We start from the raw sequence: 25376 nt of genomic DNA, 5'->3' as shown, positions 1-25376 counted from the left end.
AGGCGCCAGGGCCCGGCCTCACCCGATGCCGGGCGACAACCGACAACTAAGGAATGGCGGCAATGGCTGTCGTAACAATGAAGCAGCTGCTTGACAGCGGCACCCACTTCGGGCATCAGACCCGTCGCTGGAATCCCAAGATGAAGCGGTTCATCTTCACCGACCGCAACGGCATCTACATCATCGACCTGCAGCAGACGCTGACCTTCATCGACAAGGCGTACGAGTTCGTCAAGGAGACCGTCGCCCACGGTGGGTCGGTGCTGTTCGTCGGCACCAAGAAGCAGGCGCAGGAATCGGTCGCGGCCGAGGCGACCCGCGTCGGCATGCCCTACGTCAACCAGCGCTGGCTGGGCGGCATGCTCACCAACTTCTCCACGGTGCACAAGCGGCTGCAGCGCCTCAAGGAGCTGGAGGCGATGGAGCAGACCGGCGGCTTCGAGGGCCGCACCAAGAAGGAGATCCTGGGCCTGACCCGGGAGAAGAACAAGCTGGAGCGCAGCCTCGGCGGCATCCGCGACATGAACAAGGTGCCGTCCGCGATCTGGGTCGTCGACACCAACAAGGAGCACATCGCCGTCGGCGAGGCCCGCAAGCTGGGGATCCCGGTCATCGCGATCCTGGACACCAACTGCGACCCCGATGAGGTGGACTACCCGATCCCGGGCAACGACGACGCGATCCGCTCGGCCGCGCTGCTGACCAAGGTGATCGCCTCCGCGGTCGCCGAGGGCCTGCAGGCCCGCGCCGGGCTGGGCCGCGGCGACGGCAAGCCCGAGGCGGAGTCGGCCGAGCCGCTGGCGGAATGGGAGCAGGAGCTGCTGGCCTCGGCGACCACGACGGCGACCACCACAGCCACCACCGACGCCGCTGGAGGCGCACCCGAAACAACCCCTGAAACCTCATAGGAAGGTTGATATGGCGAACTTCACCGCCGCCGACGTCAAGCGGCTTCGCGAGCTCACCGGCGCCGGCATGTTGGACTGCAAGAACGCGCTGGCCGAGACCGACGGCGACTTCGACAAGGCCGTCGAGGCGCTGCGGATCAAGGGCGCCAAGGACGTCGGCAAGCGCGCCGAGCGGGCCACGGCCGAAGGCCTGGTCGCGGCCAAGGGCGGGGCGCTCATCGAACTCAACTCCGAGACCGACTTCGTCGCCAAGAACGCCGAGTTCCAGAAGCTCGCGGACGAGATCGTCGCGGCGGCGGCCGAGTCCAAGGCCACCGACGTCGACGCCCTGAAAGCGGCCAGCACCGGGGCGACGACGGTCGAGCAGGCCATCGCCGACCTGTCGGCCAAGATCGGCGAGAAGCTCGAGCTGCGCCGCGTGGCGTTCTTCGACGGCACCGTCGAGACCTACCTGCACAAGCGCGCGGCGGACCTGCCGCCGGCGGTCGGCGTGCTGGTTGAATACAGCGGCGCCGACGGCCAGGAGGCCGCGCACGCCGTCGCGCTGCAGATCGCCGCGCTCAAGGCGCGCTACCTGTCCCGCGACGACGTGCCCGAGGACGTCGTGGCCAGCGAGCGCCGCATCGCCGAGGAGACCGCCAAGGCCGAGGGCAAGCCGGAGCAGGCGCTGCCCAAGATCGTCGAGGGCCGGCTCAACGGCTTCTTCAAGGACGCGGTGCTGCTCGAGCAGCCGTCGGTGTCCGACAACAAGAAGACCGTCAAGGCCCTGCTCGACGAGGCCGGCGTGACGGTGACGCGGTTCGTTCGCTTCGAGGTGGGCCAGGCTTAACCGCAAAGCTCGAGCGGCTAGCGTCGTGTCATGCGACGCGTGCACGCTTTCGGCGACGATGCCCTCGGTGATCTCGACGCGGTCGGCCTGGCCGACGCCCTAAGGGCCGGCTCGGTCGGCAGAGCCGAGGTCATCGAGGCCGCCATCGCCCGCACCGAGGCCGTCGACCCGGCGCTCAACGGCCTGGCGTACGCGGCGTTCGACCAGGCGCGCGCCGCTGCGTCGGCCGACCCGCCGGACGGCTTCTCGCGGTTTTTCGAAGGCGTCCCGACGTTCATCAAGGACAACATCGACATCGCGGGCCAGCCGACGATGCACGGCACCGACGCGTGGACGCCGTGGAACGCCACCTCCGACGGCGAATTCACCCGGGTGTTCCTGGACACCGGGCTGTTGCCCGTCGGCAAGACGCAGTTGTCGGAGTTCGGCTTCAGCGCGTCCGCCGAACACCCGCGGCTCGGCCCGGTCCGCAACCCGTGGGACACCGACTACAGCGCGGGCGCCTCGTCGTCGGGATCCGGCGCGTTCGTCGCCGCAGGAGTGGTGCCGATCGCGCACGCCAACGACGGCGGCGGCTCGATCCGCATACCGGCGGCCTGCAACGGGCTGGTCGGGCTGAAGCCGTCGCGCGGCCGGTTGCCGCTGGACGCGCACCTGCGCCGGATGCCCGTGGGCGTCGTCGCCAACGGCGTGGTGACGCGGTCGGTGCGCGACACGGCGGCGTTCTACCGCGAGGCCGAGCGCGCCTGGCGCAACCACAAGCTGGCACCGGTCGGCGACGTGACCGGGCCCGGCCGGCAGCGGCTGCGAATCGCCGTGCTGACCCGATCGGTGCAACGCGAGAGCAGCCCGCAGGTGCGGGAGCTGACGCTCAAGTCGGCCGCGCTCCTCGAGGAGCTGGGCCACCGCGTGGAACACATCGACGAGCCGCCGGTCGCGGCCAGCTTCGTCGACGACTTCGTGCTGTATTGGGGGTTCCTGGCGCTGGCGCAGGTCCGGGGCGGCCCACGGATGTTCGGCAAGACGTTCGACCGCACACGGCTGGACAGCCTGACCCTGGGCCTGGAGCGGCACTGCACCCGCAACCTGCACCGGCTGCCGCTGGCGATCATGCGCCTGCGCCGGGCCCGGCGGCGTACCGCGCGGTTCTTCGGCACCCACGACGCGGTGCTCACGCCCACCCTCGCCGACGAGACGCCCCGCATCGGGCATCTGGCACCCACCGACTACCACCAGGTCATCGAGCGGCTGATCGACTGGGTCTCGTTCACCCCGCTGCAAAACGTCACCGGCGAGCCGGCGATCTCGCTGCCGCTGGCGCAATCCGCCGACGGCATGCCGGTGGGCATGATGCTCTCGGCCGACCTCGGGCAGGAATCGCTGCTGCTGGAGCTGGCCTACGAGCTCGAAGAAGCCCGGCCGTGGGCCCGAATCCAGGCTTGAAGTTAGTCGGATCCGAGCTTTTCGAGCGTGCGCTTGAACTCGCGCCGCTGCGCCTCGGTCAGCTTGCTCAGCACCCGGGCGTCGGCGGTCCGCACCGCGGCTTCCGCGCGCTTCAGCAGCGCCCGGCCCTGAACCGTCAGGGTGGCCGGTAACGCGCGCCCCGAGGAAACCGAAGCCGGCCGTTCCACCGCGCCAACGTCCTGCAGCCCGCGCAGCACGGTGTTCATCGCCTGGGGTGTGACGTTGGTGTGCCGGGACAATTCCGCGCTGGACATGCCCGGATTCATCGAAAGGATGCGCATGCAAACGAATTCGGGCAGCGTCAGGCCCAGCGGACCGAGCACCGCGGAAACCTCCGGCCGCAACACCGCTCCCACCCGGTACAGCAGGTAACCGAGCGGAGCGTCTTCAACCTGACCACCCATGTCAGCGATCTTGACATATCCCGGGCACGCCGCCGCGCACGTTGGCCGGTGCGGCCCCGTCGTGATTTCCCCGGCCGCAAAGGGGTAACCCACGCCCATGGGCGAAGCAACCGAAGTTACCGAACGCATGGCCGAACGCGCGCGACGCGAGGCCGACGCGTACCGCGGGGACAACCCCCGACCGCTCGAGGGCTACTCGGTGGTCCTGGGCATCTACGGCCTGTTGGTCGCGCTCACGGGCGTTTTGGCCGCGGCCACCGGACGCAGGCTGCCGCAGCGCTGGAGCCTGCAGGACCTCGTCACCGTCACAATCGGCACCCACAAGTTGTCGCGCACGATTTCCAAGGACGCGGTCACCAGCCCGTTGCGGGCGCCCTTCGCGCACTACGCGGGTACGGGCGGCCCGGCCGAGGTGATGGAGGAAACCCGGCACGGCAGCGCGCTGCGCCACAGCCTCGGTGAGCTGTTGACCTGCCCCTTCTGCCTCGACATGTGGGTGGCCACCGCGTTCGTCATCGGGCTGATCTTCGCGCCCAGGTTGACCCGCCTGATCGCGGGAACCTTCACCGCCCTGGCGGGCGCGGACTTCCTGCAGCTCGCGTACGCCAAGGCACAGCAGATCACCGAGGGCTGACACGAGGAGGACCGATGCCCAAGACCACGAAGGGCGGCGCGCCGAAGAAGAGCGAATTGCCCAGCACCCTGCGCCGTTCCAACGCCAAAGCGCAACGCACGTTCGCGAAAGCCCACGATTCGGCGGCCGACGAATACGGCGACGAGGAGCGCGCCCACCGGGTGGCGTACTCGGCGCTCAAGCACAGCTTCGAAAAGGTCGGCGACCACTGGGAGCCCAAAGAGCAGAAGGGCCCGTCGGACGAGCTGGCCGAGGGCGGCGGCCCGCGTAACACCGGCCGCTCGGCCGAGGGCGTTGACGCCAACGCCAGCAAGAAGCACCTGCTCGACGTCGCGCGCCGGCTCGACGTGCGCGGCCGCTCGACGATGAGCAAGTCGGAGCTCGTCGACGCGATCAAGAAAGAGAACCGGCGGGTGCGCGGCCGCTGAATTCGGCGCGTTTAGGCCGGCATTCGCTGGGCATCCCGAGAGCCATGGTCGCGTCTACTACCCGCAGTGAACTCCGAAAGTGCCTCAACGACGTGGACTTTCCGGCCAACAAGCAAGACTTGCTCGACGCCGCAGACCGCAACGGCTGCGACGACGACACCGTCCGCGCCCTGCGCGGGATCCCGCCCGAGACCTACAACAACGTGGCCCAGGTCGCGTCTTCGGTGACCATCGCCGACGAAGGGGACAGCGATGGCGCCGGAAAGCCCGGCGCCGATAGCCCTATCGTTGAGGAATTGGGCGAAAACCGGTACTCCTGAACGCCTTTGGCGCTACAGAATCGGCCGGCCGCCCGTCACCGCCACCCGTGCCCCGGAGATGTAACTCGCGTCGTCGGAGGCCAGCAGCACGTAGACGGGCGCCAGCTCGGCCGGCTGGCCGGCGCGCCCCAACGGCACGTTCTCCCCGAAGGATTCCACGCTGTCCGGGGGCATCGTCGACGGGATCAGCGGCGTCCAGATCGGGCCGGGGGCCACGCTGTTGACACGGATTCCCTTGTCGCCCAACAGCTGTGCCAGGCTGGCCGAAAAGTTGGCGATCGCCGCCTTGGTCGCCGCGTAGGGCGCCAGGGTGGGGTTGGGTGTATCTGAGTTGACCGAGGAACTCCCGATGACCGACGAGCCGGGGCGCATGTGCGGCAGCGCCGCCTTGACGAGGTAGAAGTACGCGCCGACGTTGAGCCGGAAGGTGTAGTCCCACTCCTCGTCGCTGATCTCTTCGAGGTCCTTGTGCATCATCTGGTAGGCGGCGTTGTTGACGAGGATGTCGACGCCGCCGAATTCTTTCACCGTCCGGTCTACGACGGCGCGGCAGTGGGCCGGGTCGGACAGGTCGCCGGGGACCAGCACGCACTTGCGGCCCGCGTCTTCGACGTAGCGAGCCACGTCGCGGGCGTCGTCGTCCTCGTTGAGGTAGGAGATCAGCACGTCGGCGCCTTCGCGGGCAAACGCGATGGCGACCGCGCGGCCGATGCCGCTATCGCCGCCGGTGATGATCGCCTTTTTGCCGGTGAGCTTTCCCGAGCCCCGGTAGCTGTTTTCGCCACAGTCCGGAATGGGCTTCATTTGTGCCTGAATGCCGGGAGCGGTTTGTTGCTGAGCCGGAAAGCCCATCGCCACTTCCCCTTTCGTGATCTAGGTGAGTTTTACGATTCGCGGGTTGCGGGCCCGGCCGCGGGAATGTCCGGATCGTCGTCGGCCGGCGGCTCGGGATCGCGCCATTCCTCCGCCCGGCTGGACCGATTGCCCTGCACCGTCCCGCTGAGCTCGTGCTTCAGTTCGTCGTCTTCGCGTGGACTGTGCTTGGCGTTCCCGCGTTCCATCGGCGGCCCCCTCGGGTTGGCAGGTGAGTTCGTAAGCTGCGGCTACCCCTTGCCGCCGCGAATAATCACCGAGAATCGGCAACCAATGATGCTTATGTGAATTCTGTGGCGCGAAAAGCGCTGCGGCGCGATTCATTTGTGTTTAGCGCCGGGAGCAAAGGGTTATGCGGAGCCCAGTGGGTATCGCCCTGCGTGGGTGTTCGACACGAAAGGAAAACCATGAAGGTCACCACAACGGCCCTAAAGAGTGGCATTGCTGCCGGCGGGATAGCTGCCGCAGCCCTGTTGGCGGCGGGAACCGCCTCCGCTGCGCCCAACATCCAGGGGTTCGGCACCAGCGAACAACTCGTCGACGGGCCCATGATCACCAATTACACGGTGAGCAACCTGCAGCCGAGCAACGTTTCGATTCCCGGCTACACCCCCAAGGGAACGCTGTACCAGGCCGACATCACGGCCAGGTCCGACGCCGGGATCGTTACCCCGATGGTCAAGGACTTCAGCGCCCGCGGGCCCAACGGTCAGACGTACAAGCTGATCGACAAGCCTGGCGCCCCAGGCAGCCTGAACCCTGCGCCGATCCCGCAAGGCCAAGAGTCGACCGGCACGTTGTACTTTGACGTGACCGGCGCGCCCCCGAACGGCGTCGTCTACAACGACGGATTGCAGGACATCCTGATTTGGACGTCGAACGTGCCTGGCGGCGCGGCCCCCGGTGTCCCGCCGAACGCGACTCCGGCTCCGGGCCAACCGCCCGCCCCGGCGCCGCACACCTGATCCGGTTGCAAACATCTCCCCGCGCTACCCCGATAGCGCGGGGAGATCTGCGTACACGGGAGTCCCGCGCGCCGGAATCGGGTATGCGAAATCCATGAGTAACCCCGATCACAGACCAGCGGAAGTACGTGCGCAGGCGAAGCTCCACGCCCGGCGGGCGCGGGTGACCATGGACGAGCGGCGCAGCCGGCAGGACGGCGGCATCAGCGGCTGGCTGGCCAAGCGCGCCGGGCAATGGGACCTCAGCGGCCAGGACGAAGCCACGTTGCAGCGCCAGAAGTTTTTCTGGAATGTACTGGTGGACTACTGGTTCCGCATGGAGATCGACGGCTGGGAGAACATCCCCGAGCCGCCTGCCCTGTTGGTGGGCATCCACTCGGGTGCCCCGTTCGTCTGGGACGCCTGGACCGTCGGCCTGCAATGGTGGCGGCGCTTCGGCCAGGACCGCCCCCTGCACGGCACGGCGCACGACGCGTTGATGGCCATCCCGCTCTTTGGGCGGTACTTCCGGTGCATGGGCGTGCTGCCGGCCGCGCCGGACGCGATCGCCACGGCGTTGGCGGAGGGTCGCGACGTGGCGCTGTGGCCCGGCGGGGAAGTGGACTCACTGCGCCCGTGGCGTGAACGGGATTGCGCCAACCTCGCGGGCCGAAAGGGCTTCGTGAAAATGGCGATTCGCGCCGGGGTGCCCATCGTGCCGATCGCGACCGTCGGCGGCGCCGATGCGATGCCGGTGCTGATCCGCGGCGACCGGCTGTCCAAGGCGCTCAAACTCGACCGCGTGCTGCGGCTCAAGGTTTTCCCGCTGGCGGTCTCGCTGCCGTGGGGGATCGCCCCGGCGGCGCTGCCCCAATTGCCACTGCCGGCCAAGATCCGGACCCGCTTCATGCCCGCCGTCGAGCTCGACCACGATCCCTCCCGCGCCGACGACGACGAGTACGTCGACCGCAAGTACCACGAGGTCGAAGACGCCATCCAGGACGGCATGGACGCGCTGGCGCGTAAGCGGGCATTACCGCTGTTTGCCTGATTGGTAAGAAGCGAAAGCCGCGGCGCGGCAACGCTATTGAGTGACCGGATCCGACGCGGGCCGCGCCGTCGACGTCCAGACCGGGGTCAGCGTCGAGCCGCTGAGAATCCACTGCGGTTGCGGCGGTGTTGGCGCCATGTAGCCGACGCCGCGGACGGTGTCGATCATCGATTCGTGCTCCGCACCGAGCTTGGCGCGCAGCCGCCGCACGTGAACGTCGACCGTGCGGACGCGGCCGTTGCAGTCGTAACCCCACACCTCGTGCATCAGCCGGGTGCGGGTGAACGCCCGGCCGGCATGCTGCACAAGGAAATTCAACAACTTGAACTCGGTCAGCGTCAGGGCCAGGTCCTGGCCGTTCAGCGTGCCGGTGAAGCTGGCCGGGTGCAGCACCAGGTCGCCGAATTTCAGGCTGCCGTCCATCGCGCTGCGCCGCCGCGCAATTGCCAGCCGCAGCCGAGCCTGCAGTTCGTCGGCCCCGGCGGCGGGCAGCAGCACGTCGTCGAAATGCCAATCCACGTCCACCGCCACGAAGTCCGCCGATGTCACCACGGCCACCACCGCGATGGATGGTGCGTCGGCCGTCAGGCGCCGGCAGGCCGCCCTGGCCGCGTCGAGATCGGTGCGCGCGTCGATGATCGCGACGTCGGCGTTGCCGTGGTGCCCGTCGATGTGGCCGGAAAGCGGGGCGCGCCGCACGGTTTGGGTGAACGACCTCAGCGTGGACAGGGCCGATTCGAAATCGTCTGCGTCGGTGAGCAGTAGAACTTCCAAAGACATCTCCAAACTCGCGAGTTTGTCATCGCCCCCCACCCGTAGGCACCTCACGGCGAGATGTCTGCCAGCGCAGCGCTGAGTACCCGATTCAGAGTCAACTATGCAGAAGTTTATTGCGCGTGTGCACAGGATCAACAATCTGCCCCGGGAAAGTCAATGGGTCCGGCCCGTTTTCACGGACCGGACCCATTGCAGCGACAAGCTACTGGTTGGCCTTCTGACGCTCTTCGGCCGCCTCGGCGCCGCCGCGTGCGGCCTCCGCTTGCGCTTCCTTCTTCGCCGCGTCGCGCTGGGCTTCCGCCTTGTCCTGCTGGGCCTCGCCCTCGCGCGTGAGGTCGTCCCGACCGGTCACCGCGCCGACTGCTTCCTTGGCCTTGCCTTTGACGTCCTCAACGACGCCCTTAACGGCTTCGGCAGGTCCCGATTTGTTGTCCGCCATGGATCTGTTCCTCCTCATTGGCGTGCGTGGTTGAGCGATTCCCGCTCAACGCCGACCGCCCAAGCGATCGGCCCCGTCACACGGCGAGGCTTGGCCCTTATTCTCAAGACCGTAGATCGCCCCCCGCGTTGGTGCGGATTCCCCGACCCACCGCTCGCTCAAACATCCGACACCGGAAGGAAATCGCCAACTGCGCAGATAATGCACCCCGCCGGCGCAACATTGTGCTGCGATGAGGCAGGATGTGAAATGCCGTTCCGGATGAGTTCGCCCCGGGATGGCACTCTCATGCGAGGAGTCTGATGACGGAGCCGACGAACGGGGCTTCCGGCCAGCCGGAGAGCCGATCCAAGTATTCGAGAGTATTGCTCAAGCTCGGCGGTGAAATGTTCGGCGGCGGCCAGGTCGGGTTGGATCCCGACGTGGTGGCGCAGGTCGCCCGCCAGATCGCCGAGGTCGTCCGCGGCGGCGTCCAGGTCGCGGTGGTGATCGGCGGCGGGAACTTCTTCCGCGGCGCGCAGCTTCAGCAGCGGGGCATGGAGCGCACCCGGTCGGACTACATGGGCATGCTCGGCACCGTCATGAACAGCCTCGCCCTGCAGGACTTCCTGGAAAAGGAGGGCATCGTCACGCGGGTCCAGACGGCGATCACCATGGGCCAGGTCGCCGAGCCCTACCTGCCGCTGCGCGCCGTGCGCCACCTGGAGAAGGGCCGCGTGGTGATCTTCGGGGCCGGCATGGGCCTGCCGTACTTCTCCACGGACACCACGGCCGCGCAGCGGGCGCTGGAGATCGGCGCCGAGGTGGTGTTGATGGCCAAGGCGGTGGACGGCGTCTTCTCGGCCGACCCGCGGCACCACCCCGAGGCCGAGCTGATCACCGCGATCAGCCATCGCGAGGTCATCGACCGCGGGCTGCGCGTGGCCGATGCCACGGCGTTCAGCCTGTGCATGGACAATGGCATGCCGATCCTGGTGTTCAACCTGCTGACCAATGGGAATATCGCTCGTGCGGTCGCTGGTGAGAAGATCGGAACGCTGGTTACGACCTGAGGGGAAGACGCGGAAAATGATCGACGAAGCTCTCTTCGACGCGGAAGAGAAAATGGAGAAGGCGGTATCCGTAGCCCGCGACGACCTGTCCACCATCCGAACCGGCCGCGCCAACCCGGGCATGTTCAACCGGATCGTCATCGACTACTACGGCACCAACACGCCGATCACGCAGCTGGCCAGCATCAACGTCCCCGAGGCGCGACTCGTCGTCATCAAGCCCTACGAGACCAGCCAGCTGCACGCCATCGAGACGGCGATCCGCAACTCCGATCTGGGGGTCAATCCCACCAACGACGGCACCCTGATCCGGGTGGCAGTGCCGCAACTCACCGAGGAGCGCCGCCGGGAGCTGGTCAAGCAGGCCAAGCACAAGGGGGAAGAGGCCCGCGTGTCGGTGCGCAACATCCGTCGCAAGGCGATGGAGGAGCTGCACCGGATCCGCAAGGACGGCGAGGCCGGTGAGGACGAGGTCAGCCGGGCCGAGAAGGATTTGGACAAGACCACCCATCAGTACGTCACCCAGATCGATGAGTTGGTCAAGCACAAAGAAGGCGAGCTGCTGGAGGTCTAGCGGCCGCTCAGCAATCATGTCCGTGGCAACCACCGGCGCAGGCACTCCGCCCGACGAGCCCCCGCGTCCGCCGAAAAACCCCACGCAGCAGCCGGCCACGAAGACGTCGCGGGCGGGACGCGACCTGCGCGCCGCGATCGCGGTGGGCGTCAGCATCGGCGCCGTTCTCGTCGTGACGCTGATCTTCGCCCCCCACGTCTGGGTGCTCTACTGCGCCGGGGCCGTTCTGGTGGCCAGCCACGAGGTGGTTCGGCGGCTGCGCGAAGCCGGATACGTCATCCCGCTGATCCCGCTGCTGATCGGTGGGCAGGTCACGGTGTGGCTGACGTGGCCATACCACGCCGCCGGCGCGCTGGCCGGCTTCGCGTCGACCGTGGTGGCTTGCAACGTCTGGCGGCTGTTTATGCAGGACAACAGCCATCGGCCCGAGCCGTTCGCCGGATCGCCGTCGGCGAACTACCTGCGCGACGCGTCCGCCACCGTCTTCCTGGCCGCCTGGGTCCCGCTGTTCGCCTCCTTCGCCGCGCTGCTGGTCTATCCGAAGGACGGCGCCGGACGGGTGTTCTGCCTGATGATCACCGTCGTCGCGTCCGACGTGGGCGGCTACGCCGTGGGCGTGCTGCTGGGTAAGCATCCGATGGTCCCGGCGATCAGCCCGAAGAAATCCTGGGAGGGGTTGGTCGGATCGCTGGTGTTTGGCATCACCGCCGCCATCCTGACCGCGACCTTCCTGGCCGAGAAGCCGGTGTGGATCGGGGCGCTGCTGGGCGTCGTCCTCGTGATGACTTGCACGCTGGGCGACCTGGTCGAGTCACAGGTCAAGCGCGACCTCGGCATCAAAGACATGGGCCGGCTGCTTCCCGGCCACGGCGGTCTGATGGATCGCCTCGACGGGGTCCTCCCGTCGGCCGTCGCGGCGTGGATTGTGCTGACCCTGGTGCCCTAGGCGTGGCGATCGCAAGCGCGCGTTGGGGGCGCAGCGGGTCGTCACCATGCGACCAGCCCGGGGATACTGGACACGTCATGGTCCAACAATTGGTGTTCACCGAGCCGCGCCCGAGCAAGCCGCCGCGGCACCTGGCCGACCTCGACGCGGCCGGCCGCGCGTCGGCCGTCGCGGAGCTGGGCCTGCCGGCCTTTCGCGCCAAGCAGCTCGCGCATCAGTACTACGGCCGGCTGATCGCCGATCCCCGGGAGATGACCGACCTCCCGGCGGCCGTGCGCGACGCGATCGCCGAGGCGATGTTCCCCAACCTCCTCACCGCGGCGGCGGAAGTCACTTGCGATGCCGGGCAGACGCGAAAGACGTTGTGGCGTGCCCTCGATGGCGCCACCGTCGAGTCGGTGCTGATGCGCTACCCCGACCGCAACACGGTCTGCATCTCGTCGCAGGCCGGCTGCGGGATGGCGTGCCCGTTCTGCGCCACCGGCCAGGGCGGCCTGACCAGGAACCTGTCCACGGCTGAGATCCTCGAGCAGGTGCGCGCCGGCGCGGCGGCGCTGCGCGACGAGTTCGGCGATCGGCTATCCAACGTGGTTTTCATGGGCATGGGGGAGCCGATGGCGAACTACAACCGGGTGCTGGCCGCCGTGCGGCGCATCATCGAGGCGCCGCCGCAGGGCTTCGGGATTTCGGCGCGCTCGGTGACGGTGTCCACCGTCGGCCTGGTCCCCGGTATCCGCAAACTCGCCGACGAGCGCCTCGGGGTCACCCTGGCGCTGTCGTTGCACGCGCCCGACGACGAGTTGCGCGACACGCTCGTCCCGGTCAACAACCGGTGGAAGATCGCCGAGGCCCTCGACGCGGCCCGCTATTACGCCGACGTGACCGGCCGGCGGGTGTCGGTGGAGTACGCGCTGATCCGCGACGTCAACGACCAGCCCTGGCGGGCCGACCTGCTGGGGAAGCGGCTGCACGGCGCGCTCGGCCCGCTGGTGCACGTGAACCTGATCCCGCTCAACCCCACCCCCGGCAGTGACTGGGATGCCAGCCCGAAGGCGGTGGAGCGCGAGTTCGTTCGACGGGTGCGAGCGAAGGGCGTCTCCTGCACGGTGCGCGACACGCGGGGACGGGAGATCAGCGCCGCCTGCGGACAGCTGGCCGCCGAAGGCGGGTAGCTGGAGCGCAGGCGATCAGACCCCGCCTGCGGACAGCTGGCCGCCGAAGGCGGGTAGCTGGAGCGCAGGCGATCAGACCCAGCCTGCGGACAGCTGGCCGCCGAAGAGTGAACCGAGCGGGCCCCCGCCGCGTCTTTTAGGCATAACCAGCAAACGAGGTGATGCCATGATGTTTCGGCTCTTGACTCCGCTCAAGCTCCTTGCCGTGGCGCTTTTCGCCGCCGCCCTGATATTCGGGCTGGCCGACGCGCCGCGCTCGGCTGCCGCCGACGACCGGCTGCAATTCAGCGCCACCACGCTCAGCGGTGCGCCGTTCAACGGCGCCAGCCTGCAGGGCAAGCCGGCGGTGCTGTGGTTCTGGACGCCGTGGTGCCCGTTCTGCAACGCCGAGGCCCCCGGCCTCAGCCAGGTGGCCGCCGCCAATCCGGGCGTCACGTTCGTCGGCGTCGCGGCGCATTCGGACGTGGGGGCGATGCAGAACTTCGTCTCCAAGTACAACCTGAATTTCACCAACCTCAACGACGCCAACGGCTCGATCTGGGCCCGCTACAACGTCCCCTGGCAGCCGGCCTGGGTGTTCTACCGCGCCGACGGCAGCTCGACGTTCGTGAACAACCCCACCGCGGCCATGCCCCAGGACGAGCTGGCCGGGCGGGTCGCGGCGCTGCGCTAGACCGGTGGACCGAGGTCTGATCGGTCTGGCGTTCGCGGCCGGTTTGGTCGCGGCGCTGAACCCGTGCGGGTTCGCGATGCTGCCCGCGTACCTGCTCCTCGTGGTGCGCGGGCAGGACGCCGAACGGCGCGCCCTGGCGCCGGTCGGCCGCGCGGTGGCGGCGACGGTCGGGATGGCGCTCGGCTTCCTGACGGTGTTCGGGTTGTTCGGCGCGCTGACCATCTCGGCGGCCTCGACCGTGCAGCGATACCTGCCCTACGCGACGGTGGTCATCGGGATTGTGCTTGTCGCGCTTGGGGTTTGGCTCCTGTCGGGCCGCGAGTTGACGGCGCTGACACCACGCCGGCTGGGTCCGCGCTGGGCGCCGACGGTGCGGCTGGGCTCGATGTACTCCTATGGCGTCAGCTATGCGATCGCATCGCTGTCGTGCACCGTCGGGCCCTTCCTGGCCGTCACCGCCGCCGGCCTGCGGGGCGGGTCGGTCGCCACGGGGGCCTCGGTCTACCTCGCCTATGTGGCGGGCCTGACGTTGGTGGTGGGCGTCCTGGCCGTCGCGGCGGCGACGGCGAGCTCGGCCCTGGCCGACCGCCTGCGGCGCGTCCTGCCGCGGGTCAACCGGATCGGTGGGGCGCTGCTGGTGCTGGTCGGGCTGTACGTCGGCTATTACGGCGTCTACGAGCTGCGCCTGTTCAACACGAACGCCAGTCCCGACGACGCTGTGATCATGTCCGCCGGCCGCCTGCAGGGCGCGCTGGCCGGCTGGGTGCACCAACACGGCGTGCTGCCGTGGGCGGTGGCTCTGTTCGTGTTGCTGGTCGGCGCCGCCTGGCGACGACGGGCGCAGCGGCTCCGCCGAGCGCTATCGGATCCAGCCGCGGCGGCGGCCCCACAGGTCGCGCACCAGCACGACGAGCGTCAGGACGGCGAACCCGACCAGGAACCAGTTCTCGACGTGGCCGACGTGGTTGCCCCACATCATGGCCAGCAGGAATATGACGATGAACAGCCCGATCGCGTGCCAGGTGCGGACGTTGATCTTGCTCCACCCCCAGGCTGCGGACGGCACCTCGGCGACGTCGACGCCGTTGTAGTGCTCCACCTCGGTACTGGCCACGGCGAATCCCCTTCGTGATCGGCTGGTAGGAGAGATTCTGGCACACCCGCCCGCGCGACCGAGCGGGCACAATGAGTGAGTGACTAACGCGACTGCCGGCGGCCGCCTGCGCGTACTGGTGCTGGGCAGCACCGGCTCGATCGGCACCCAGGCGCTCGAGGTCATCGCGGCCAACCCCGACCGTTTCGAGGTGGTCGGGCTGGCGGCGGGTGGGGCCAATCCCGACGCGCTCGCGCGCCAGCGCGCCGAGACCGGCGTCACCAACATCGCCGTCGCCGACGAGCGCGCGGCGCAGCAGGTCGGGGACGTCCCCTACAGCGGCCCGGAAGCGGTGACCCGGCTGGTCCAGGAGACTGATGCCGACGTCGTCCTCAACGCGCTGGTCGGGGCGCTGGGCCTGCGCCCGACCCTGGCCGCGCTGGACTCCGGGGCCCGGCTCGCGCTGGCCAACAAGGAATCGCTGATCGCCGGGGGGCCGCTGGTGCTGCGGGCGGCGCGGCCCGGCCAGATCGTGCCGGTCGACTCCGAGCACTCGGCGCTGGCTCAGTGCCTGCGCGGCGGCGCGCCGGACGAGGTCGCCAAGCTGGTGCTGACGGCCTCGGGCGGGCCATTCCGCGGGTGGTCCGCCGCCGACCTCGAGGCCGTCACGCCCGAGCAGGCGGGCGCCCACCCCACCTGGTCGATGGGCCCGATGAACACGCTGAACTCGGCGTCGCTGGTCAATAAGGGGCTCGAGCTCATCGAGACCCACCTGCTGTTCGGCATTCACTACGACCGGATCGACGTCGTCGTGCACCCCCAGTCGATTGTTCATTCGATGGTCACCTTCGTGGACGGCTCGACGATCGCCCAGGCCAGCCCGCCGGACATGAAGCTGCCCATTTCGCTGGCGCTCGGCTGGCCCGACCGGGTGCCCGGCGCCGCCCCGGCATGCGACTTCACCACGGCCTCTAGCTGGGAATTCGAGCCGCTGGACAACGACGTTTTCCCCGCCGTCGAGCTGGCCCGGCACGCCGGTCAGACCGGTGGCTGCATGACCGCCGTGTACAACGCGGCCAACGAGGAGGCGGCCGACGCCTTCCTGAACGGCAGGATCGGATTCCCCGCGATCGTCAAAACCGTCGCCGACGTGCTGCACGCCGCCGACCAATGGTCCGTTTCACCCGCTACCGTGGATGAGGTACTGGACGCGCAGCGCTGGGCACGTGAGCGAGCGCAGCGCGCTGTCAGAAAGGTCCTAGCAACCCGATGATGTTCGCAATCGGCATCGTGCTGTTCGCGCTCGCCATCTTGATCTCGGTGGCGCTGCACGAGTGCGGCCATATGTGGGTCGCGCGCGGCACCGGCATGAAGGTGCGGCGCTATTTCGTCGGCTTCGGGCCCACGCTGTGGTCGACGCGGCGCGGCGAGATCGAGTACGGCATCAAGGCCGTCCCGCTGGGCGGCTTCTGCGACATCGCCGGGATGACCCCGGTCGAGGATCTCGAGCCCGACGAGGCCGACCGCGCCATGTACAAGCAGGCGACCTGGAAGCGGGTCGCGACGCTGTTCGCCGGCCCGGGCATGAACTTCGTCATCTGCCTGGTCCTGATCTACGGCATCGCGCTGGTCTGGGGGCTGCCCAACCTGCACCCGCCCACCAAGGCCGTCGTCGGCGAAACCGCTTGCGTCGCACCGGAAACCGCCCCGGGCAAGCTCGGCAACTGCACCGGGCCCGGCCCGGCGGCGGCCGCCGGGATCCGCCCCGGCGACGTCGTCGTCAAGGTGGGCGACACCCCGGTGTCCACGTTCGAGGACATGGCGGCCGCGGTGCGCAAGCTGCACGGCACCGTCCCCGTCGTCGTCGAGCGCGACGGCACCAGCATCACCACGTACGTCGACGTGACGCCGACCCAGCGCTACCTGACCAATCCGGCCAAGGGGCGGGACGCCAAGCCGGAGGCCGCCACGGTCGGCGCCATCGGCGTCGGCACCGTCAAGACCCCGCCGACGCACTACAACGTCCTGTCGGCGATACCGGCCACCTTCGCCTTCGCCGGCGACCTGACCGTCGAGGTGGGCAAGGCGCTGGTGACGATCCCGACGAAGGTCGGGGCGCTGGTGCACGCCATCGGCGGCGGGCAGCGCGACCCGGGAACGCCGATGAGCGTCGTCGGCGCCAGCATCATCGGCGGCGACACCGTCGACCACGGGCTGTGGGTGGCGTTCTGGTTCTTCCTGGCCCAGCTGAACCTCATCCTGGGCGCCATCAACCTGGTGCCGCTGCTGCCGTTCGACGGCGGCCACATCGCCATCGCGGTGTTCGAGAAGATCCGCAACCTGATCCGCTCGGCGCGCGGCATGGTCGCGGCGGCGCCGGTGAACTACCTCAAGCTGATGCCCGCCACGTACGTGGTGCTGGTGTTCGTGGTCGGCTACATGCTGCTGACCGTGACCGCCGACCTCGTCAACCCGATCAGGCTGTTCCAGTGACCAGCCTGGGAATGCCGGACGCCCCGCCGCCGACGCTGGCGCCCCGGCGCAAGACGCGCCAACTGATGGTGCGCGACGTCGGCGTCGGCAGCGACTACCCGATCTCGGTGCAGTCGATGTGCACCACCAAGACGCACGACGTCAACACGACGCTGCAGCAGATCGCCGAGCTGACCGCCGCCGGGTGCGACATTGTGCGCGTCGCCTGCCCGCGTCAGGAGGACGCCGACGCGCTCGCCGAGATCGCGCGGCACAGCCAGATCCCGGTGATCGCCGACATCCACTTCCAGCCGAAGTACATCTTCGCCGCCATCGACGCCGGGTGCGCCGCGGTGCGGGTGAACCCCGGCAACATCAAGGAGTTCGACGGCCGGGTCGGCGAGGTCGCCAAGGCCGCGGCGGCGGCCGGCATCCCGATCCGCATCGGCGTCAACGCCGGCTCGCTGGACAAGCGGTTCATGGAGAAGTACGGCAAGGCCACCCCCGAGGCGCTGGTCGAGTCCGCGCTATGGGAAGCGTCGCTGTTCGAGGAGCACGGCTTCGGCGACATCAAGATCAGCGTCAAGCACAACGACCCCGTCGTGATGGTCGCCGCCTACGAGCAGCTGGCCGCCCAATGCGACTACCCGCTGCACCTCGGCGTCACCGAGGCCGGTCCCGCGTTCCAGGGCACCATCAAGTCGGCGGTCGCCTTCGGCGCGCTGCTGTCGCGGGGGATCGGCGACACCATCCGGGTGTCGCTGTCGGCGCCGCCGGTCGAGGAGGTCAAGGTCGGCATCCAGATCCTCGAGTCGCTGAACCTGCGGCCCCGCGGCCTCGAGATCGTGTCGTGCCCGTCGTGTGGTCGCGCCCAGGTTGACGTCTACACGCTGGCCAACGCGGTCACCGCAGGTCTGGATGGGCTCGACGTCCCGCTGCGGGTGGCCGTGATGGGTTGCGTCGTCAACGGTCCGGGCGAGGCCCGCGAGGCCGACCTGGGCGTCGCGTCGGGAAATGGCAAGGGGCAGATCTTCGTTCGCGGCGAGGTGATCAAGACCGTGCCCGAGGCCCAGATCGTCGAGACGCTGATCGAGGAGGCCATGCGACTCGCGTCAGAAATGGGTACCGATCCGGGAACAGAACCGAGCGGTTCGCCGATTGTGACCGTAAGCTAATAGGGGCCCGCGCCCAGCTCTGTTTTTAAGATCGTCAGTTCGCACCACAGAGAGTTCCCCAGATGTCGGCTCCGCCCATCTTTCGCCTTGTCGGCGAGCGGCGGGTTTCCGTGGTGCGCGACGCCGCCGCGGTGTGGCGGGTGCTCAACGACGACCCGGTCGGCTCGTGCATGGTTGCGGCCCGGGTGGCCGACCACGGCATCGAACCCAATTCGATCGGCGGGGAGCTGTGGACGCGGCGCGGCCCCGACGAGTCGCTGTGCTTCGCCGGCGCCAACCTCATCCCGCTGCGCGGCGGACCGGCCGACCTGAACGCCTTCGCCGACGAGGCGATGAGCGCGACGCGGCGGTGTTCCTCGCTGGTCGGCCGGGCCAACCTGGTGATGCCCATGTGGGAGCGCCTCGAGGGGGCCTGGGGTCCGGCGCGCGACGTGCGCGACCACCAGCCGCTGATGGCCCTGACCAGCCACCCGAACTGTGATATCGACCCCGGCGTGCGGCAGGTGCGGCCCGACGAGCTGGACGCTTACCTGGTGGCCGCCGTCGACATGTTCATCGGCGAGGTCGGCGTCGACCCGCGGCTCGGCGACGGCGGTCGCGGCTACCGCCGGCGGGTGGCGAGCCTGATCGCGGCGGGCCGGGCCTGGGCCCGCTTCGAGCACGGCCAGGTGATCTTCAAGGCCGAGGTCGGGTCGCAGTCGCCGGGCGTCGGTCAGATCCAAGGGGTCTGGGTGCACCCCGAGTGGCGCGGCCTCGGCCTCGGCACCGCGGGCACTGCGACCGTGGCCGCTGTGATCGTCGCCACCGGCCGGGTCGCCAGCCTGTACGTGAACAGCTTCAACACCGTCGCCCGCGCCGCGTACGCGCGGGTCGGCTTCGCCGAGGTGGGCACCTTCGCGACGGTCCTGCTGGACTAGCTGCCTCCTCGCCTCGAACGCCACTCTGGCGTGGCGCTCGGCCACGAACGTCACTCTGGCGCGACGCTCGGGAGTCCGATCCGTGCATAACGGTCGGGTCTCGGTGTGTCGAGGCAGGTGTGGGCGCCGCAGTTCATAACATTTGCACCGATGGTCACAAAAGCAACAGCAGCCTCAGCCGGCGCCAGCGTGCTGCTCGTCGCGGCGATAAGCCTGTCCGGCTGCACGCCGCGGCCCGACGGACCCGCGCCGGCCGCCGAGAAGTTCTTCGGCGCCTTGGCAATCGGGGACACCGCGACGGCCGCGCAGCTCAGCGACAACCCCAACGAGGCCCGTGAAGCGCTCAATGCCGCCTGGGCCGGGCTGCAGGCCACCCACCTGGATGCGCAGGTTCTCAGCTCGAAGTACGCCGAGGACACCGGCACCGTCGACTACCGCTTCACCTGGCACCTGCCGAAGAACCGGACCTGGAGCTATGACGGCCAGCTGAAGATGGCCCGCGACGAGGGGCGCTGGGAGGTTCGGTGGGTCACCACCGACCTGCATCCCAAGCTTGGCGAGCACCAGACGTTCGCGCTGCGGGCCGATCGGCCGCGGCGCGCCTCGGTGAACGAACTCGGCGGCAGCGACGTGCTGGCGCCGGGCTACCTGTATCACTACACGCTGGACGCCACCCAGGCCGGCCCGTCGGAGTCGCTGAGCTTCACCACCCACACGATCGTCGACGTGCTGCGGCCGTTCAACAACACGCTCACCGACCCGCAGGTGCTCGCCGAGCAGGCCAGCGCGGCGACCCACCCGCTGGACCTGGGCGTCACGCTGCATCCCGACGACAACGACAAGGTCTTCCCGGCGATCGGCCGGCTGCCCGGCATCGTGGTCACGCCGCAGGCCGAAATGCTGCCCACCGACCCGCATTTCGCGCCGGCCGTCATCGGCGAGGTGAAGAAAGCCGTGATGGATCAGCTCGACGGCCAGGCGGGCTGGCGGGTGGTCAGCGTCAACCAGAACAACGTCGACGTCGCAGTGCTGCACGAGGTCGAGGGGTCGCCGGCGCCGTCGGTGTCGATCACGCTGGACCGGGTGGTGCAGAACGCCGCCCAGCGCGCCGTGGACAACAAGGGCGGCAAGGCGATGATCGTCGTGATCAAGCCGTCGACGGGGGAGATCCTCGCGATCGCGCAGAACAAGGGCGCCGACGCCGACGGCCTGCCGGCCACCAACGGCCTGTTCCCGCCCGGGTCGACCTTCAAGATGATCACGGCGGGCGCCGCCATCGACCGCGACATGGCCACCCCCAACTCGATGCTGGGGTGCCCCGGCCACATCGACATCGGGCATCGCACCATCCCGAACTACGGAGGCTTCGACCTGGGTGTGGTGCCCATGTCGCGCGCGTTCGCCAGTTCGTGCAACACCACCTTCGCCGAGCTGAGCAGCAGGATGCCGCCCCGCGGCCTGACCCAGACGGCCACCCGCTACGGCATCGGGCTCGACTACACCGTTGACGGCCTCACCACCGTGACCGGGTCGGTGCCCCCGACGGTGGACCTGGCCGAGCGCACCGAGGACGGCTTCGGCCAGGGCAAGGTGCTGGCGAGCCCGTTCGGCATGGCCTTGGTGGCGGCGACGGTCGCGGCCGGCAAGACTCCGGTGCCGCAGCTCATCGCCGGCCGCCCGACGACGGTCGAGGGGGACGATACCCCGATCAGCCCGAAGATGGTCGAGGCGCTGCGGCCGATGATGCGGCTGGTGGTGACCAACGGGACCGCCAAGGAGATCGCCGGCTGCGGCGAGATCTACGGGAAGACCGGCGAGGCCGAGTTCCCGGGCGGATCGCACTCCTGGTTCGCCGGGTACCGCGGCGACCTGGCGTTCGCCGCGCTGATCGTCGGGGGTGGCAGCTCGGAGTGGGCGGTGCGGATGACGAAATTCATGTTCGAGGCGATGCCGCCGGGCTACCTGGCCTGAACTGCCCCGGTCCCGGGGGCTCCAACAGCGGTAAATTTGCGATCATGACCGATACCGGCGGGGACATGCTGGCGTTACGGGTCTCCGACGCCGACCGGAACGGCACGATGCGGCGGCTGCACAACGCCGTCGCGCTCGGCCTGATCGACATCGACGAGTTCGAGCAGCGCTCGACCCAGGTGTCCTACGCGCGCACCCGAAGCGAGCTGGACGGGCTGGTCGGTGACCTGCCCGGGCCCGGCGCGTTCGTCTCGTCCGCGGCCGACCGGGTGGAGCTGCGCGGCTGGGCCGGCTCGCTGAAGCGCCACGGCGAGTGGACCGTGCCGACGCGGCTGGCGCTGGTGCGCCGGCTCGGCTCGGTGCACCTCGACCTCACCCGTGCCCGCTTCGCCGGGCCGGTGGTGATCATCGAGCTCGACATGCGGTTCGGCTCGGTGGAGGTCCGGTTGCCCGACGGCGCCAGCGCCTCGATCGACGACGTCGAGGTCTACGTCGGCAGCGCCAGCGATCGCCGCAAGGGCGCGCCGGGCGAGGGGACGCCGCATGTCGTGTTGACGGGCCGGGTGGTGTGCGGGTCGCTGATCATCCGCGGGCCGCGGCGCTCGCTGCTGCGCCGCCGCCCTGGTTGATCAGGCTTTGCGTGTGAATTAGTGGCGTTGCCTGTGAACTGGCGGCGGCGATTGTGAAGCTGTGGCGCCCTGCGCTCACGCGCAAAGCAGTAGATTCACACGCCGCGATGTGCGCGCGTTCATCGCCCCGCCACGTTCAGCAGGATCTTGCCGCCACGGAGGAGATGCTGCACCGCGTCCTGGATGCGCTCCAGCGGGTACACGTCCGCCACCGGGACGACGAGGGTGCCGTCGGCCACCAGCGGTGCCGCCTCTTGGATGACGGGCTGTACCTTGGCGCGGTAGTCGAAATCCCCGACGAAGAATCCGCGGACGGTGAGGTGCTTGGCGACCAGGGTCGAGGTGTCGACCCACATCGGTTCGTCCCTGGCCCAGGAATAGCTGACCAACGATCCACCGTCGGACAGCAATTCGAGCAGCCGCGCGACCCCGGGGCCACCGACGGCGTCCACCGCCAGCGCCACCCGCGCGTCGCCGATAATCGCCCGAACATCGCCGACCGCGTCGGCATCGTCGACGTGCACCACGTCGGCCCCGGCTGCTTTGAGCTCGGCGAATGTTGTCTCGTCGCGGGCCAGGTTGATCGTCTTGAGTCCACGACGTTTGGCCAGCGCGATCAATGACCGCCCCACACCGGAGTTCGCGGCGTTCTGAACCACCCAGTCACCGGCCTGCAGGGGGGCGCATTCGCTGAGCATCAGGCCCGCGGTCGGGGGGTTACTGCCCAGCATCGAGTACTGCTCGATGGCGCCGCCGGCCGGCAGTGCGAACAGGTCATCGGCGGGCAGGACGAGCCGCTCACGCCACGCACCCGCATACAGCGGTAGCACGACCAGGTCGCCGACCTGCAGGCCATCGACCTCGGCGCCCGTGGCAAGCACGCGCGCAACCCCCTCTGCGCCCAATATGTGGGGTAGGGGTGGTCGCGCCAGCATGCCGGTGACAACCAGTAGGTCGTGCTTGTTCAACGGCGAGAACTCAACGCCCACCAGCACCTCGTGCGGGCGCGGTGGCGGCGGCTCCTCGATGTCGACGACGCGGAGCACCTCTGCGGGGTCGCCGAATCGGTCAATTTGGATGGCGCGCATGCCAATTCCTCTCCACTTCGCTGGTTGACGTTGACAGCGGGCTATCGCCGAATTTCGGCGTCACCGCGGGCCTCGATGGCCTTGACGCTGTGGACGAACGGCTTCTTCAACACGTTGCGGCCGCCCGTCGCGAGGAGCAGCGCCAACAGGCGGCCCTTGAAGCTCTTGCCCTCGCGGACGATCTCGACGTCCACATTCGTGGTGCCGTCGGGACGCGGGGTCAGGGTGTAGACGTAACCGGACGCGCCGCCCCAGGTGTTCGAGTCAGTCGTGGTCAGCACGACGCGGTTCGGGTCGGACCAGTCGTAATGCAGGCGCTCCCAGATGCCGCCCGAACCCTCGGTGACGTCGGCGTCACGGTCGCCCCGGCGGTGCACTTCGAGGTCACTGTCGGCGCTGTTCGGGAAGATCTCCGAACGGCCCGGGCCGAAATCGGTAAGCCCGGCGACGAACTGCGCGGGGGTGGAGGTTGTCGACTGGTGAAAGTGAAGAGTGGTCATGGCGTGCTCCTTGATTGGTGGTGTGGGTATTTCGTCTACCGGAAGCGTTTCGCCGGTAATGCCAATTCCGGGTAGGGGCTTCGTACGGCAACCTTGTTGACCCTGGGACTGCGAGGAACAGTCTTAAGATCAGGCAATGTCGACGACGGCTGGCGCGCTGGGTGATTTTCTGCGCGCACGTCGCGAACAAATCCGCCCAGAGGATGTCGGGCTTAATTCCGGACCTCGCAGGCGTGTCTCGGGATTGCGGCGCGAGGAATTGGCGATGCTCGCCGGGATTAGCGCTGACTACTACCTGCGACTTGAGCAAGGACGTGACCGGCACCCGTCCGCACAGGTGATCGATGCGCTAGCCCGGGCGCTGCGACTGGACATCAATGCCACCGAACATCTGCATCGGCTTGCGGGCTTGCGGTCGGCGCACAACCCTCGACCCGTTGCAGAGACGGCGGTTGACGGTCTGGATCAACTGATCGACCAGATCTCGCTTCCCGCGATCGTCACCAACCGATACCAGGATGTGTTGGCGGCCAATGCAATTGCGTGTGCGTTGTCTCCGGGGTTCGCGCCCGGCGAAAACTTCTTGCGGTGGCGGCTGCTGGCGCCGGCTGCTCGCGATTTCTTCGTCGACTGGGACGAGGCAACTGAGGTCGCGGTGAGTGGTCTGCGGGAATCGGTGGCCGGTGATGTGGGCGATCCCCGCTTGCGCGCCTTGGTCGACGAGCTCTCGGCGGCCAGCGACCGATTCCGCGAACTCTGGGCACGCGCGGACGTCGGATACCGGACCGGCATTCTGCACATCCGCCATCCCGTGGCGGGTGATCTCTACCTTCGCCGCACCAGGCTCAGCATCCCCGACTCCGACACTCAGGTGTTCATTTACCACCCCGAGCCGGGCAGTGATTCGGCAAAAGCACTCGCCGCACTCGCGGCCTCATAACCCAAACACCAGCAGCGGTTTGCCGCCGTGTGCGGGAGCTTCGGCCAAATGGACAGCCTCGCTGAACTTTTCGGCGGGGATGGGCTGGCCCTCCGGGACGCGCAGCACGCCGCTGTCGGCGAGCTGAACTGTCCGGTTGATCGTCGCGGCTATCCGATCCGTCGGGGTTTCGGTCAACCAGCGGAACAGCCAGAACCCCCGAACTGTCTTGGTTTCGTAGATGAGCGAGCGCGCGAAGATCGGGACGGTGAGTTTGTCGGGATCGGTCTGGCGATGCGTGGACAACGCGCCGTAGACGACCAGCTCACCGCGCGCCGCCAGCGCGCGCGACACGTCCGCACCCACCTGACCGCTGACACAGTCGATCGCCTTGGACACGCCGTCGTGGCCCGCTATGTCGGCCACCCGCTCGCGCAGGTCCTCATCCTCGGTGCAGATCACCGCGGTGCCCCCTGCCGCGAGGATCTCCTCGACCGCGGATCGACGGCGAACCACGTTGAGCGTCTTGAAGCCGACGTGCACTCCGAGTTGGATGACCGACCGGCCCACGATTGAACCGGCCGCGGTCTGAAGTAGCCATTCACCCGGTTGAACATCGAGCTCATTGCCGGTCAAGATCACCGCAGTGAGCGGATTACTGAGAATCTGAGCGGCCGTGGAATCGCTCATGCCCGCGGGAACGGGCACGACCCGCGAGGCGTCGGCGACAACGTACTCCTGCCACGTGCCCGTCACCCCGACCGTCATGACCCGCTGTCCGACAGTCAGGCCATCCGCACCGCGACCCACTTCGTCGATCACACCGACGGATTCGATACCGGGCACCGCGGGGAACTCCGGGGTGAATCCGTACCGGCCGCGGATGGTATGGAGATCGCTGGCCTCGACCGGTACCGCTGACACCCGGATGCGGACCTGGCCGGGACCGGGCTCCGGAATCGGGCGGGTCTGCAGGTTCAGGACCTCGGACGGTTCGCCAACCCTGTCGGCGACGAGGGAACGCATCGCACGCATCGTCCTGACGCTCCTTCGGTCGATCAGGGTGGCCGAATACGGCCGCACTAGCGGTAATGCTGCCACCGCTGCGCGGTTTCTGAGGGTCT

29 protein-coding genes and 1 pseudogene are annotated in these 25376 nt (G+C 68.5%); 21 read left to right on the top strand and 9 right to left on the bottom strand.

Annotated features, from left to right (window positions below; genetic code table 11):
• The first annotated feature begins 62 nt into the window (after positions 1-62).
• Genes rpsB through N415_RS21715 form a run of 3 tightly spaced genes read left to right on the top strand, consistent with a single transcriptional unit; the run spans position 63 to position 3180 of the window.
• A complete protein-coding gene (gene rpsB / locus N415_RS21725; RefSeq protein ID WP_068103464.1) occupies positions 63-908 on the top strand; it encodes a 30S ribosomal protein S2 in 846 nt (281 codons plus the stop codon).
• A gap of 10 nt (positions 909-918) precedes the next feature.
• Positions 919-1737 (top strand): translation elongation factor Ts, encoded by an 819-nt coding sequence (gene tsf / locus N415_RS21720; protein WP_068186602.1) that lies wholly within the window; start codon positions 919-921, stop codon positions 1735-1737.
• 30 nt (positions 1738-1767) lie between these two features.
• Entirely contained in the window at positions 1768-3180 is a 1413-nt protein-coding gene (locus N415_RS21715; RefSeq protein WP_068186600.1) for an amidase, read from the top strand.
• A 2-nt stretch (positions 3181-3182) separates the two neighbouring features.
• Here N415_RS21715 and N415_RS21710 read toward each other — a convergent pair whose 3' ends face one another.
• The gene (locus tag N415_RS21710; protein ID WP_068186655.1) at positions 3183-3605 is read right to left on the bottom strand and encodes a MarR family transcriptional regulator; all 423 of its coding nucleotides are present in this window, start codon (positions 3603-3605) and stop codon (positions 3183-3185) included.
• 97 nt (positions 3606-3702) lie between these two features.
• Between N415_RS21710 and N415_RS21705 the strand changes: the two genes are divergently transcribed.
• From N415_RS21705 to N415_RS21695, 3 genes are read left to right on the top strand one after another with little or no spacing between them, the layout of a single operon-like run.
• Positions 3703-4239, top strand: coding sequence for a DUF1360 domain-containing protein (locus N415_RS21705; protein WP_068186598.1), 537 nt, complete (start codon positions 3703-3705; stop codon positions 4237-4239).
• Between the two features lie 14 nt (positions 4240-4253).
• The gene (locus N415_RS21700; RefSeq protein WP_068186596.1) at positions 4254-4667 is read left to right on the top strand and encodes a ChaB family protein; all 414 of its coding nucleotides are present in this window, start codon (positions 4254-4256) and stop codon (positions 4665-4667) included.
• 44 nt (positions 4668-4711) lie between these two features.
• On the top strand, positions 4712-4987 hold the full coding sequence (locus N415_RS21695; RefSeq protein WP_068186594.1) for a DUF2795 domain-containing protein: 276 nt from the start codon (positions 4712-4714) through the stop codon (positions 4985-4987).
• A 12-nt stretch (positions 4988-4999) separates the two neighbouring features.
• On the opposite strand, the gene N415_RS21690 is transcribed toward N415_RS21695, so the two are convergent.
• Entirely contained in the window at positions 5000-5839 is an 840-nt protein-coding gene (locus N415_RS21690) for a glucose 1-dehydrogenase (protein WP_068186592.1), read from the bottom strand.
• 32 nt (positions 5840-5871) lie between these two features.
• The gene (locus N415_RS32300; protein ID WP_193376490.1) at positions 5872-6048 is read right to left on the bottom strand and encodes a hypothetical protein; all 177 of its coding nucleotides are present in this window, start codon (positions 6046-6048) and stop codon (positions 5872-5874) included.
• A gap of 219 nt (positions 6049-6267) precedes the next feature.
• Here N415_RS32300 and N415_RS21685 point away from each other — a divergent pair, with 219 nt between their 5' ends.
• Positions 6268-6825, top strand: a complete 558-nt coding sequence (locus tag N415_RS21685; RefSeq protein ID WP_068186591.1) for an MPT63 family protein — start codon at positions 6268-6270, stop codon at positions 6823-6825.
• A gap of 94 nt (positions 6826-6919) precedes the next feature.
• Positions 6920-7855, top strand: a complete 936-nt coding sequence (locus N415_RS21680) for a lysophospholipid acyltransferase family protein (RefSeq protein WP_081665409.1) — start codon at positions 6920-6922, stop codon at positions 7853-7855.
• 33 nt (positions 7856-7888) lie between these two features.
• Here N415_RS21680 and N415_RS21675 read toward each other — a convergent pair whose 3' ends face one another.
• Both N415_RS21675 and N415_RS21670 read right to left on the bottom strand, forming a co-directional pair.
• Positions 7889-8635, bottom strand: coding sequence for a response regulator transcription factor (locus N415_RS21675; RefSeq protein ID WP_068186589.1), 747 nt, complete (start codon positions 8633-8635; stop codon positions 7889-7891).
• Positions 8636-8834: 199 nt separating this feature from the next.
• Positions 8835-9071 (bottom strand): CsbD family protein, encoded by a 237-nt coding sequence (locus N415_RS21670; RefSeq protein ID WP_066930240.1) that lies wholly within the window; start codon positions 9069-9071, stop codon positions 8835-8837.
• A gap of 302 nt (positions 9072-9373) precedes the next feature.
• Here N415_RS21670 and pyrH point away from each other — a divergent pair, with 302 nt between their 5' ends.
• From pyrH to N415_RS21640, 6 genes and pseudogenes are all read left to right on the top strand, one after another.
• The gene (pyrH, locus tag N415_RS21665; protein ID WP_066930239.1) at positions 9374-10123 is read left to right on the top strand and encodes a UMP kinase; all 750 of its coding nucleotides are present in this window, start codon (positions 9374-9376) and stop codon (positions 10121-10123) included.
• A 16-nt stretch (positions 10124-10139) separates the two neighbouring features.
• On the top strand, positions 10140-10697 hold the full coding sequence (gene frr, locus N415_RS21660) for a ribosome recycling factor (protein WP_068103487.1): 558 nt from the start codon (positions 10140-10142) through the stop codon (positions 10695-10697).
• 16 nt (positions 10698-10713) lie between these two features.
• Positions 10714-11643 (top strand): phosphatidate cytidylyltransferase, encoded by a 930-nt coding sequence (locus N415_RS21655; protein WP_068186587.1) that lies wholly within the window; start codon positions 10714-10716, stop codon positions 11641-11643.
• Between the two features lie 77 nt (positions 11644-11720).
• On the top strand, positions 11721-12815 hold the full coding sequence (gene rlmN / locus N415_RS21650) for a 23S rRNA (adenine(2503)-C(2))-methyltransferase RlmN (protein WP_068186585.1): 1095 nt from the start codon (positions 11721-11723) through the stop codon (positions 12813-12815).
• 166 nt (positions 12816-12981) lie between these two features.
• Positions 12982-13488 (top strand): protein disulfide oxidoreductase, encoded by a 507-nt coding sequence (locus N415_RS21645; RefSeq protein ID WP_068186583.1) that lies wholly within the window; start codon positions 12982-12984, stop codon positions 13486-13488.
• A 4-nt stretch (positions 13489-13492) separates the two neighbouring features.
• Positions 13493-14311: pseudogene (locus N415_RS21640) on the top strand (cytochrome c biogenesis CcdA family protein); the annotation flags it as partial.
• Positions 14312-14347: 36 nt separating this feature from the next.
• On the opposite strand, the gene N415_RS32890 reads toward N415_RS21640, so the two are convergent.
• Positions 14348-14602: a DUF2631 domain-containing protein gene (locus N415_RS32890; RefSeq protein ID WP_081665411.1), complete on the bottom strand. Its 255-nt coding sequence runs from the start codon at positions 14600-14602 to the stop codon at positions 14348-14350.
• Between the two features lie 79 nt (positions 14603-14681).
• Here N415_RS32890 and dxr point away from each other — a divergent pair, with 79 nt between their 5' ends.
• The 6 genes from dxr to N415_RS21610 all read left to right on the top strand — a co-directional run bounded on the left by dxr (position 14682) and on the right by N415_RS21610 (position 21745).
• Positions 14682-15854, top strand: a complete 1173-nt coding sequence (gene dxr / locus N415_RS21635; RefSeq protein ID WP_068186581.1) for a 1-deoxy-D-xylulose-5-phosphate reductoisomerase — start codon at positions 14682-14684, stop codon at positions 15852-15854.
• Positions 15851-17074, top strand: coding sequence for a M50 family metallopeptidase (locus N415_RS21630; protein WP_068186579.1), 1224 nt, complete (start codon positions 15851-15853; stop codon positions 17072-17074). The genes dxr and N415_RS21630 overlap by 4 nt, the downstream gene beginning before the upstream one ends.
• An 11-nt stretch (positions 17075-17085) precedes the next feature.
• Positions 17086-18228 carry a flavodoxin-dependent (E)-4-hydroxy-3-methylbut-2-enyl-diphosphate synthase gene (ispG, locus tag N415_RS21625; RefSeq protein ID WP_068103500.1) on the top strand — a complete coding sequence of 381 codons (1143 nt, stop codon included), beginning with the start codon at positions 17086-17088 and terminating at the stop codon, positions 18226-18228.
• A gap of 62 nt (positions 18229-18290) precedes the next feature.
• Complete coding sequence (locus tag N415_RS21620; RefSeq protein WP_068186577.1) at positions 18291-19145, top strand: GNAT family N-acetyltransferase; 855 nt, start codon at positions 18291-18293, stop codon at positions 19143-19145.
• A 150-nt stretch (positions 19146-19295) separates the two neighbouring features.
• A complete protein-coding gene (locus tag N415_RS21615) occupies positions 19296-21116 on the top strand; it encodes a penicillin-binding transpeptidase domain-containing protein (protein WP_068186576.1) in 1821 nt (606 codons plus the stop codon).
• A gap of 44 nt (positions 21117-21160) precedes the next feature.
• Complete coding sequence (locus N415_RS21610) at positions 21161-21745, top strand: DUF1707 domain-containing protein (RefSeq protein WP_068186573.1); 585 nt, start codon at positions 21161-21163, stop codon at positions 21743-21745.
• 119 nt (positions 21746-21864) lie between these two features.
• Here the strand turns inward: N415_RS21610 and N415_RS21605 are convergent, their stop codons facing one another.
• Both N415_RS21605 and N415_RS21600 read right to left on the bottom strand, forming a co-directional pair.
• On the bottom strand, positions 21865-22833 hold the full coding sequence (locus N415_RS21605) for a zinc-dependent alcohol dehydrogenase family protein (protein WP_068186570.1): 969 nt from the start codon (positions 22831-22833) through the stop codon (positions 21865-21867).
• A gap of 41 nt (positions 22834-22874) precedes the next feature.
• A complete protein-coding gene (locus N415_RS21600) occupies positions 22875-23333 on the bottom strand; it encodes a hypothetical protein (protein WP_068186568.1) in 459 nt (152 codons plus the stop codon).
• Between the two features lie 136 nt (positions 23334-23469).
• On the opposite strand from N415_RS21600, the gene N415_RS21595 reads away from it, so the two are divergent.
• Positions 23470-24273 carry a helix-turn-helix transcriptional regulator gene (locus N415_RS21595; RefSeq protein ID WP_068186566.1) on the top strand — a complete coding sequence of 268 codons (804 nt, stop codon included), beginning with the start codon at positions 23470-23472 and terminating at the stop codon, positions 24271-24273.
• Here the strand turns inward: N415_RS21595 and N415_RS21590 are convergent.
• Positions 24268-25278 (bottom strand): zinc-dependent alcohol dehydrogenase family protein, encoded by a 1011-nt coding sequence (locus N415_RS21590; RefSeq protein WP_239645653.1) that lies wholly within the window; start codon positions 25276-25278, stop codon positions 24268-24270. The genes N415_RS21595 and N415_RS21590 overlap by 6 nt on opposite strands.
• Positions 25279-25376: the final 98 nt, after the last annotated feature.

Origin of the sequence: Mycobacterium sp. UM_CSW, assembly GCF_000455205.1 — a bacterium.
Taxonomy (GTDB): Bacteria; Actinomycetota; Actinomycetes; order Mycobacteriales; family Mycobacteriaceae; genus Mycobacterium.
Note: the sequence above shows the minus strand (reverse complement) of the source record. Positions and strands in the feature narration are given on the sequence as shown.

Coding starts and splice junctions, on each gene's coding strand:
- N415_RS21605 (WP_068186570.1), bottom strand. CDS start 22,833: ATGCGCGCCATCCAAATTGACCGATTCGGCGACCCCGCAGAGGTGCTC.
- N415_RS21670 (WP_066930240.1), bottom strand. CDS start 9,071: ATGGCGGACAACAAATCGGGACCTGCCGAAGCCGTTAAGGGCGTCGTT.
- N415_RS21690 (WP_068186592.1), bottom strand. CDS start 5,839: ATGGGCTTTCCGGCTCAGCAACAAACCGCTCCCGGCATTCAGGCACAA.
- N415_RS21620 (WP_068186577.1), top strand. CDS start 18,291: ATGTCGGCTCCGCCCATCTTTCGCCTTGTCGGCGAGCGGCGGGTTTCC.
- N415_RS32300 (WP_193376490.1), bottom strand. CDS start 6,048: ATGGAACGCGGGAACGCCAAGCACAGTCCACGCGAAGACGACGAACTG.
- N415_RS21645 (WP_068186583.1), top strand. CDS start 12,982: ATGATGTTTCGGCTCTTGACTCCGCTCAAGCTCCTTGCCGTGGCGCTT.
- N415_RS21630 (WP_068186579.1), top strand. CDS start 15,851: ATGATGTTCGCAATCGGCATCGTGCTGTTCGCGCTCGCCATCTTGATC.
- N415_RS21600 (WP_068186568.1), bottom strand. CDS start 23,333: ATGACCACTCTTCACTTTCACCAGTCGACAACCTCCACCCCCGCGCAG.
- N415_RS21595 (WP_068186566.1), top strand. CDS start 23,470: ATGTCGACGACGGCTGGCGCGCTGGGTGATTTTCTGCGCGCACGTCGC.
- pyrH (WP_066930239.1), top strand. CDS start 9,374: ATGACGGAGCCGACGAACGGGGCTTCCGGCCAGCCGGAGAGCCGATCC.
- tsf (WP_068186602.1), top strand. CDS start 919: ATGGCGAACTTCACCGCCGCCGACGTCAAGCGGCTTCGCGAGCTCACC.
- N415_RS21615 (WP_068186576.1), top strand. CDS start 19,296: ATGGTCACAAAAGCAACAGCAGCCTCAGCCGGCGCCAGCGTGCTGCTC.
- rlmN (WP_068186585.1), top strand. CDS start 11,721: ATGGTCCAACAATTGGTGTTCACCGAGCCGCGCCCGAGCAAGCCGCCG.
- N415_RS21685 (WP_068186591.1), top strand. CDS start 6,268: ATGAAGGTCACCACAACGGCCCTAAAGAGTGGCATTGCTGCCGGCGGG.
- frr (WP_068103487.1), top strand. CDS start 10,140: ATGATCGACGAAGCTCTCTTCGACGCGGAAGAGAAAATGGAGAAGGCG.
- rpsB (WP_068103464.1), top strand. CDS start 63: ATGGCTGTCGTAACAATGAAGCAGCTGCTTGACAGCGGCACCCACTTC.
- ispG (WP_068103500.1), top strand. CDS start 17,086: ATGCCGGACGCCCCGCCGCCGACGCTGGCGCCCCGGCGCAAGACGCGC.
- N415_RS21590 (WP_239645653.1), bottom strand. CDS start 25,278: ATGCGTTCCCTCGTCGCCGACAGGGTTGGCGAACCGTCCGAGGTCCTG.
- N415_RS21700 (WP_068186596.1), top strand. CDS start 4,254: ATGCCCAAGACCACGAAGGGCGGCGCGCCGAAGAAGAGCGAATTGCCC.
- N415_RS21675 (WP_068186589.1), bottom strand. CDS start 8,635: ATGTCTTTGGAAGTTCTACTGCTCACCGACGCAGACGATTTCGAATCG.
- N415_RS21680 (WP_081665409.1), top strand. CDS start 6,920: ATGAGTAACCCCGATCACAGACCAGCGGAAGTACGTGCGCAGGCGAAG.
- N415_RS21695 (WP_068186594.1), top strand. CDS start 4,712: ATGGTCGCGTCTACTACCCGCAGTGAACTCCGAAAGTGCCTCAACGAC.
- N415_RS21705 (WP_068186598.1), top strand. CDS start 3,703: ATGGGCGAAGCAACCGAAGTTACCGAACGCATGGCCGAACGCGCGCGA.
- N415_RS21610 (WP_068186573.1), top strand. CDS start 21,161: ATGACCGATACCGGCGGGGACATGCTGGCGTTACGGGTCTCCGACGCC.
- N415_RS21715 (WP_068186600.1), top strand. CDS start 1,768: ATGCGACGCGTGCACGCTTTCGGCGACGATGCCCTCGGTGATCTCGAC.
- N415_RS21655 (WP_068186587.1), top strand. CDS start 10,714: ATGTCCGTGGCAACCACCGGCGCAGGCACTCCGCCCGACGAGCCCCCG.
- N415_RS21710 (WP_068186655.1), bottom strand. CDS start 3,605: ATGGGTGGTCAGGTTGAAGACGCTCCGCTCGGTTACCTGCTGTACCGG.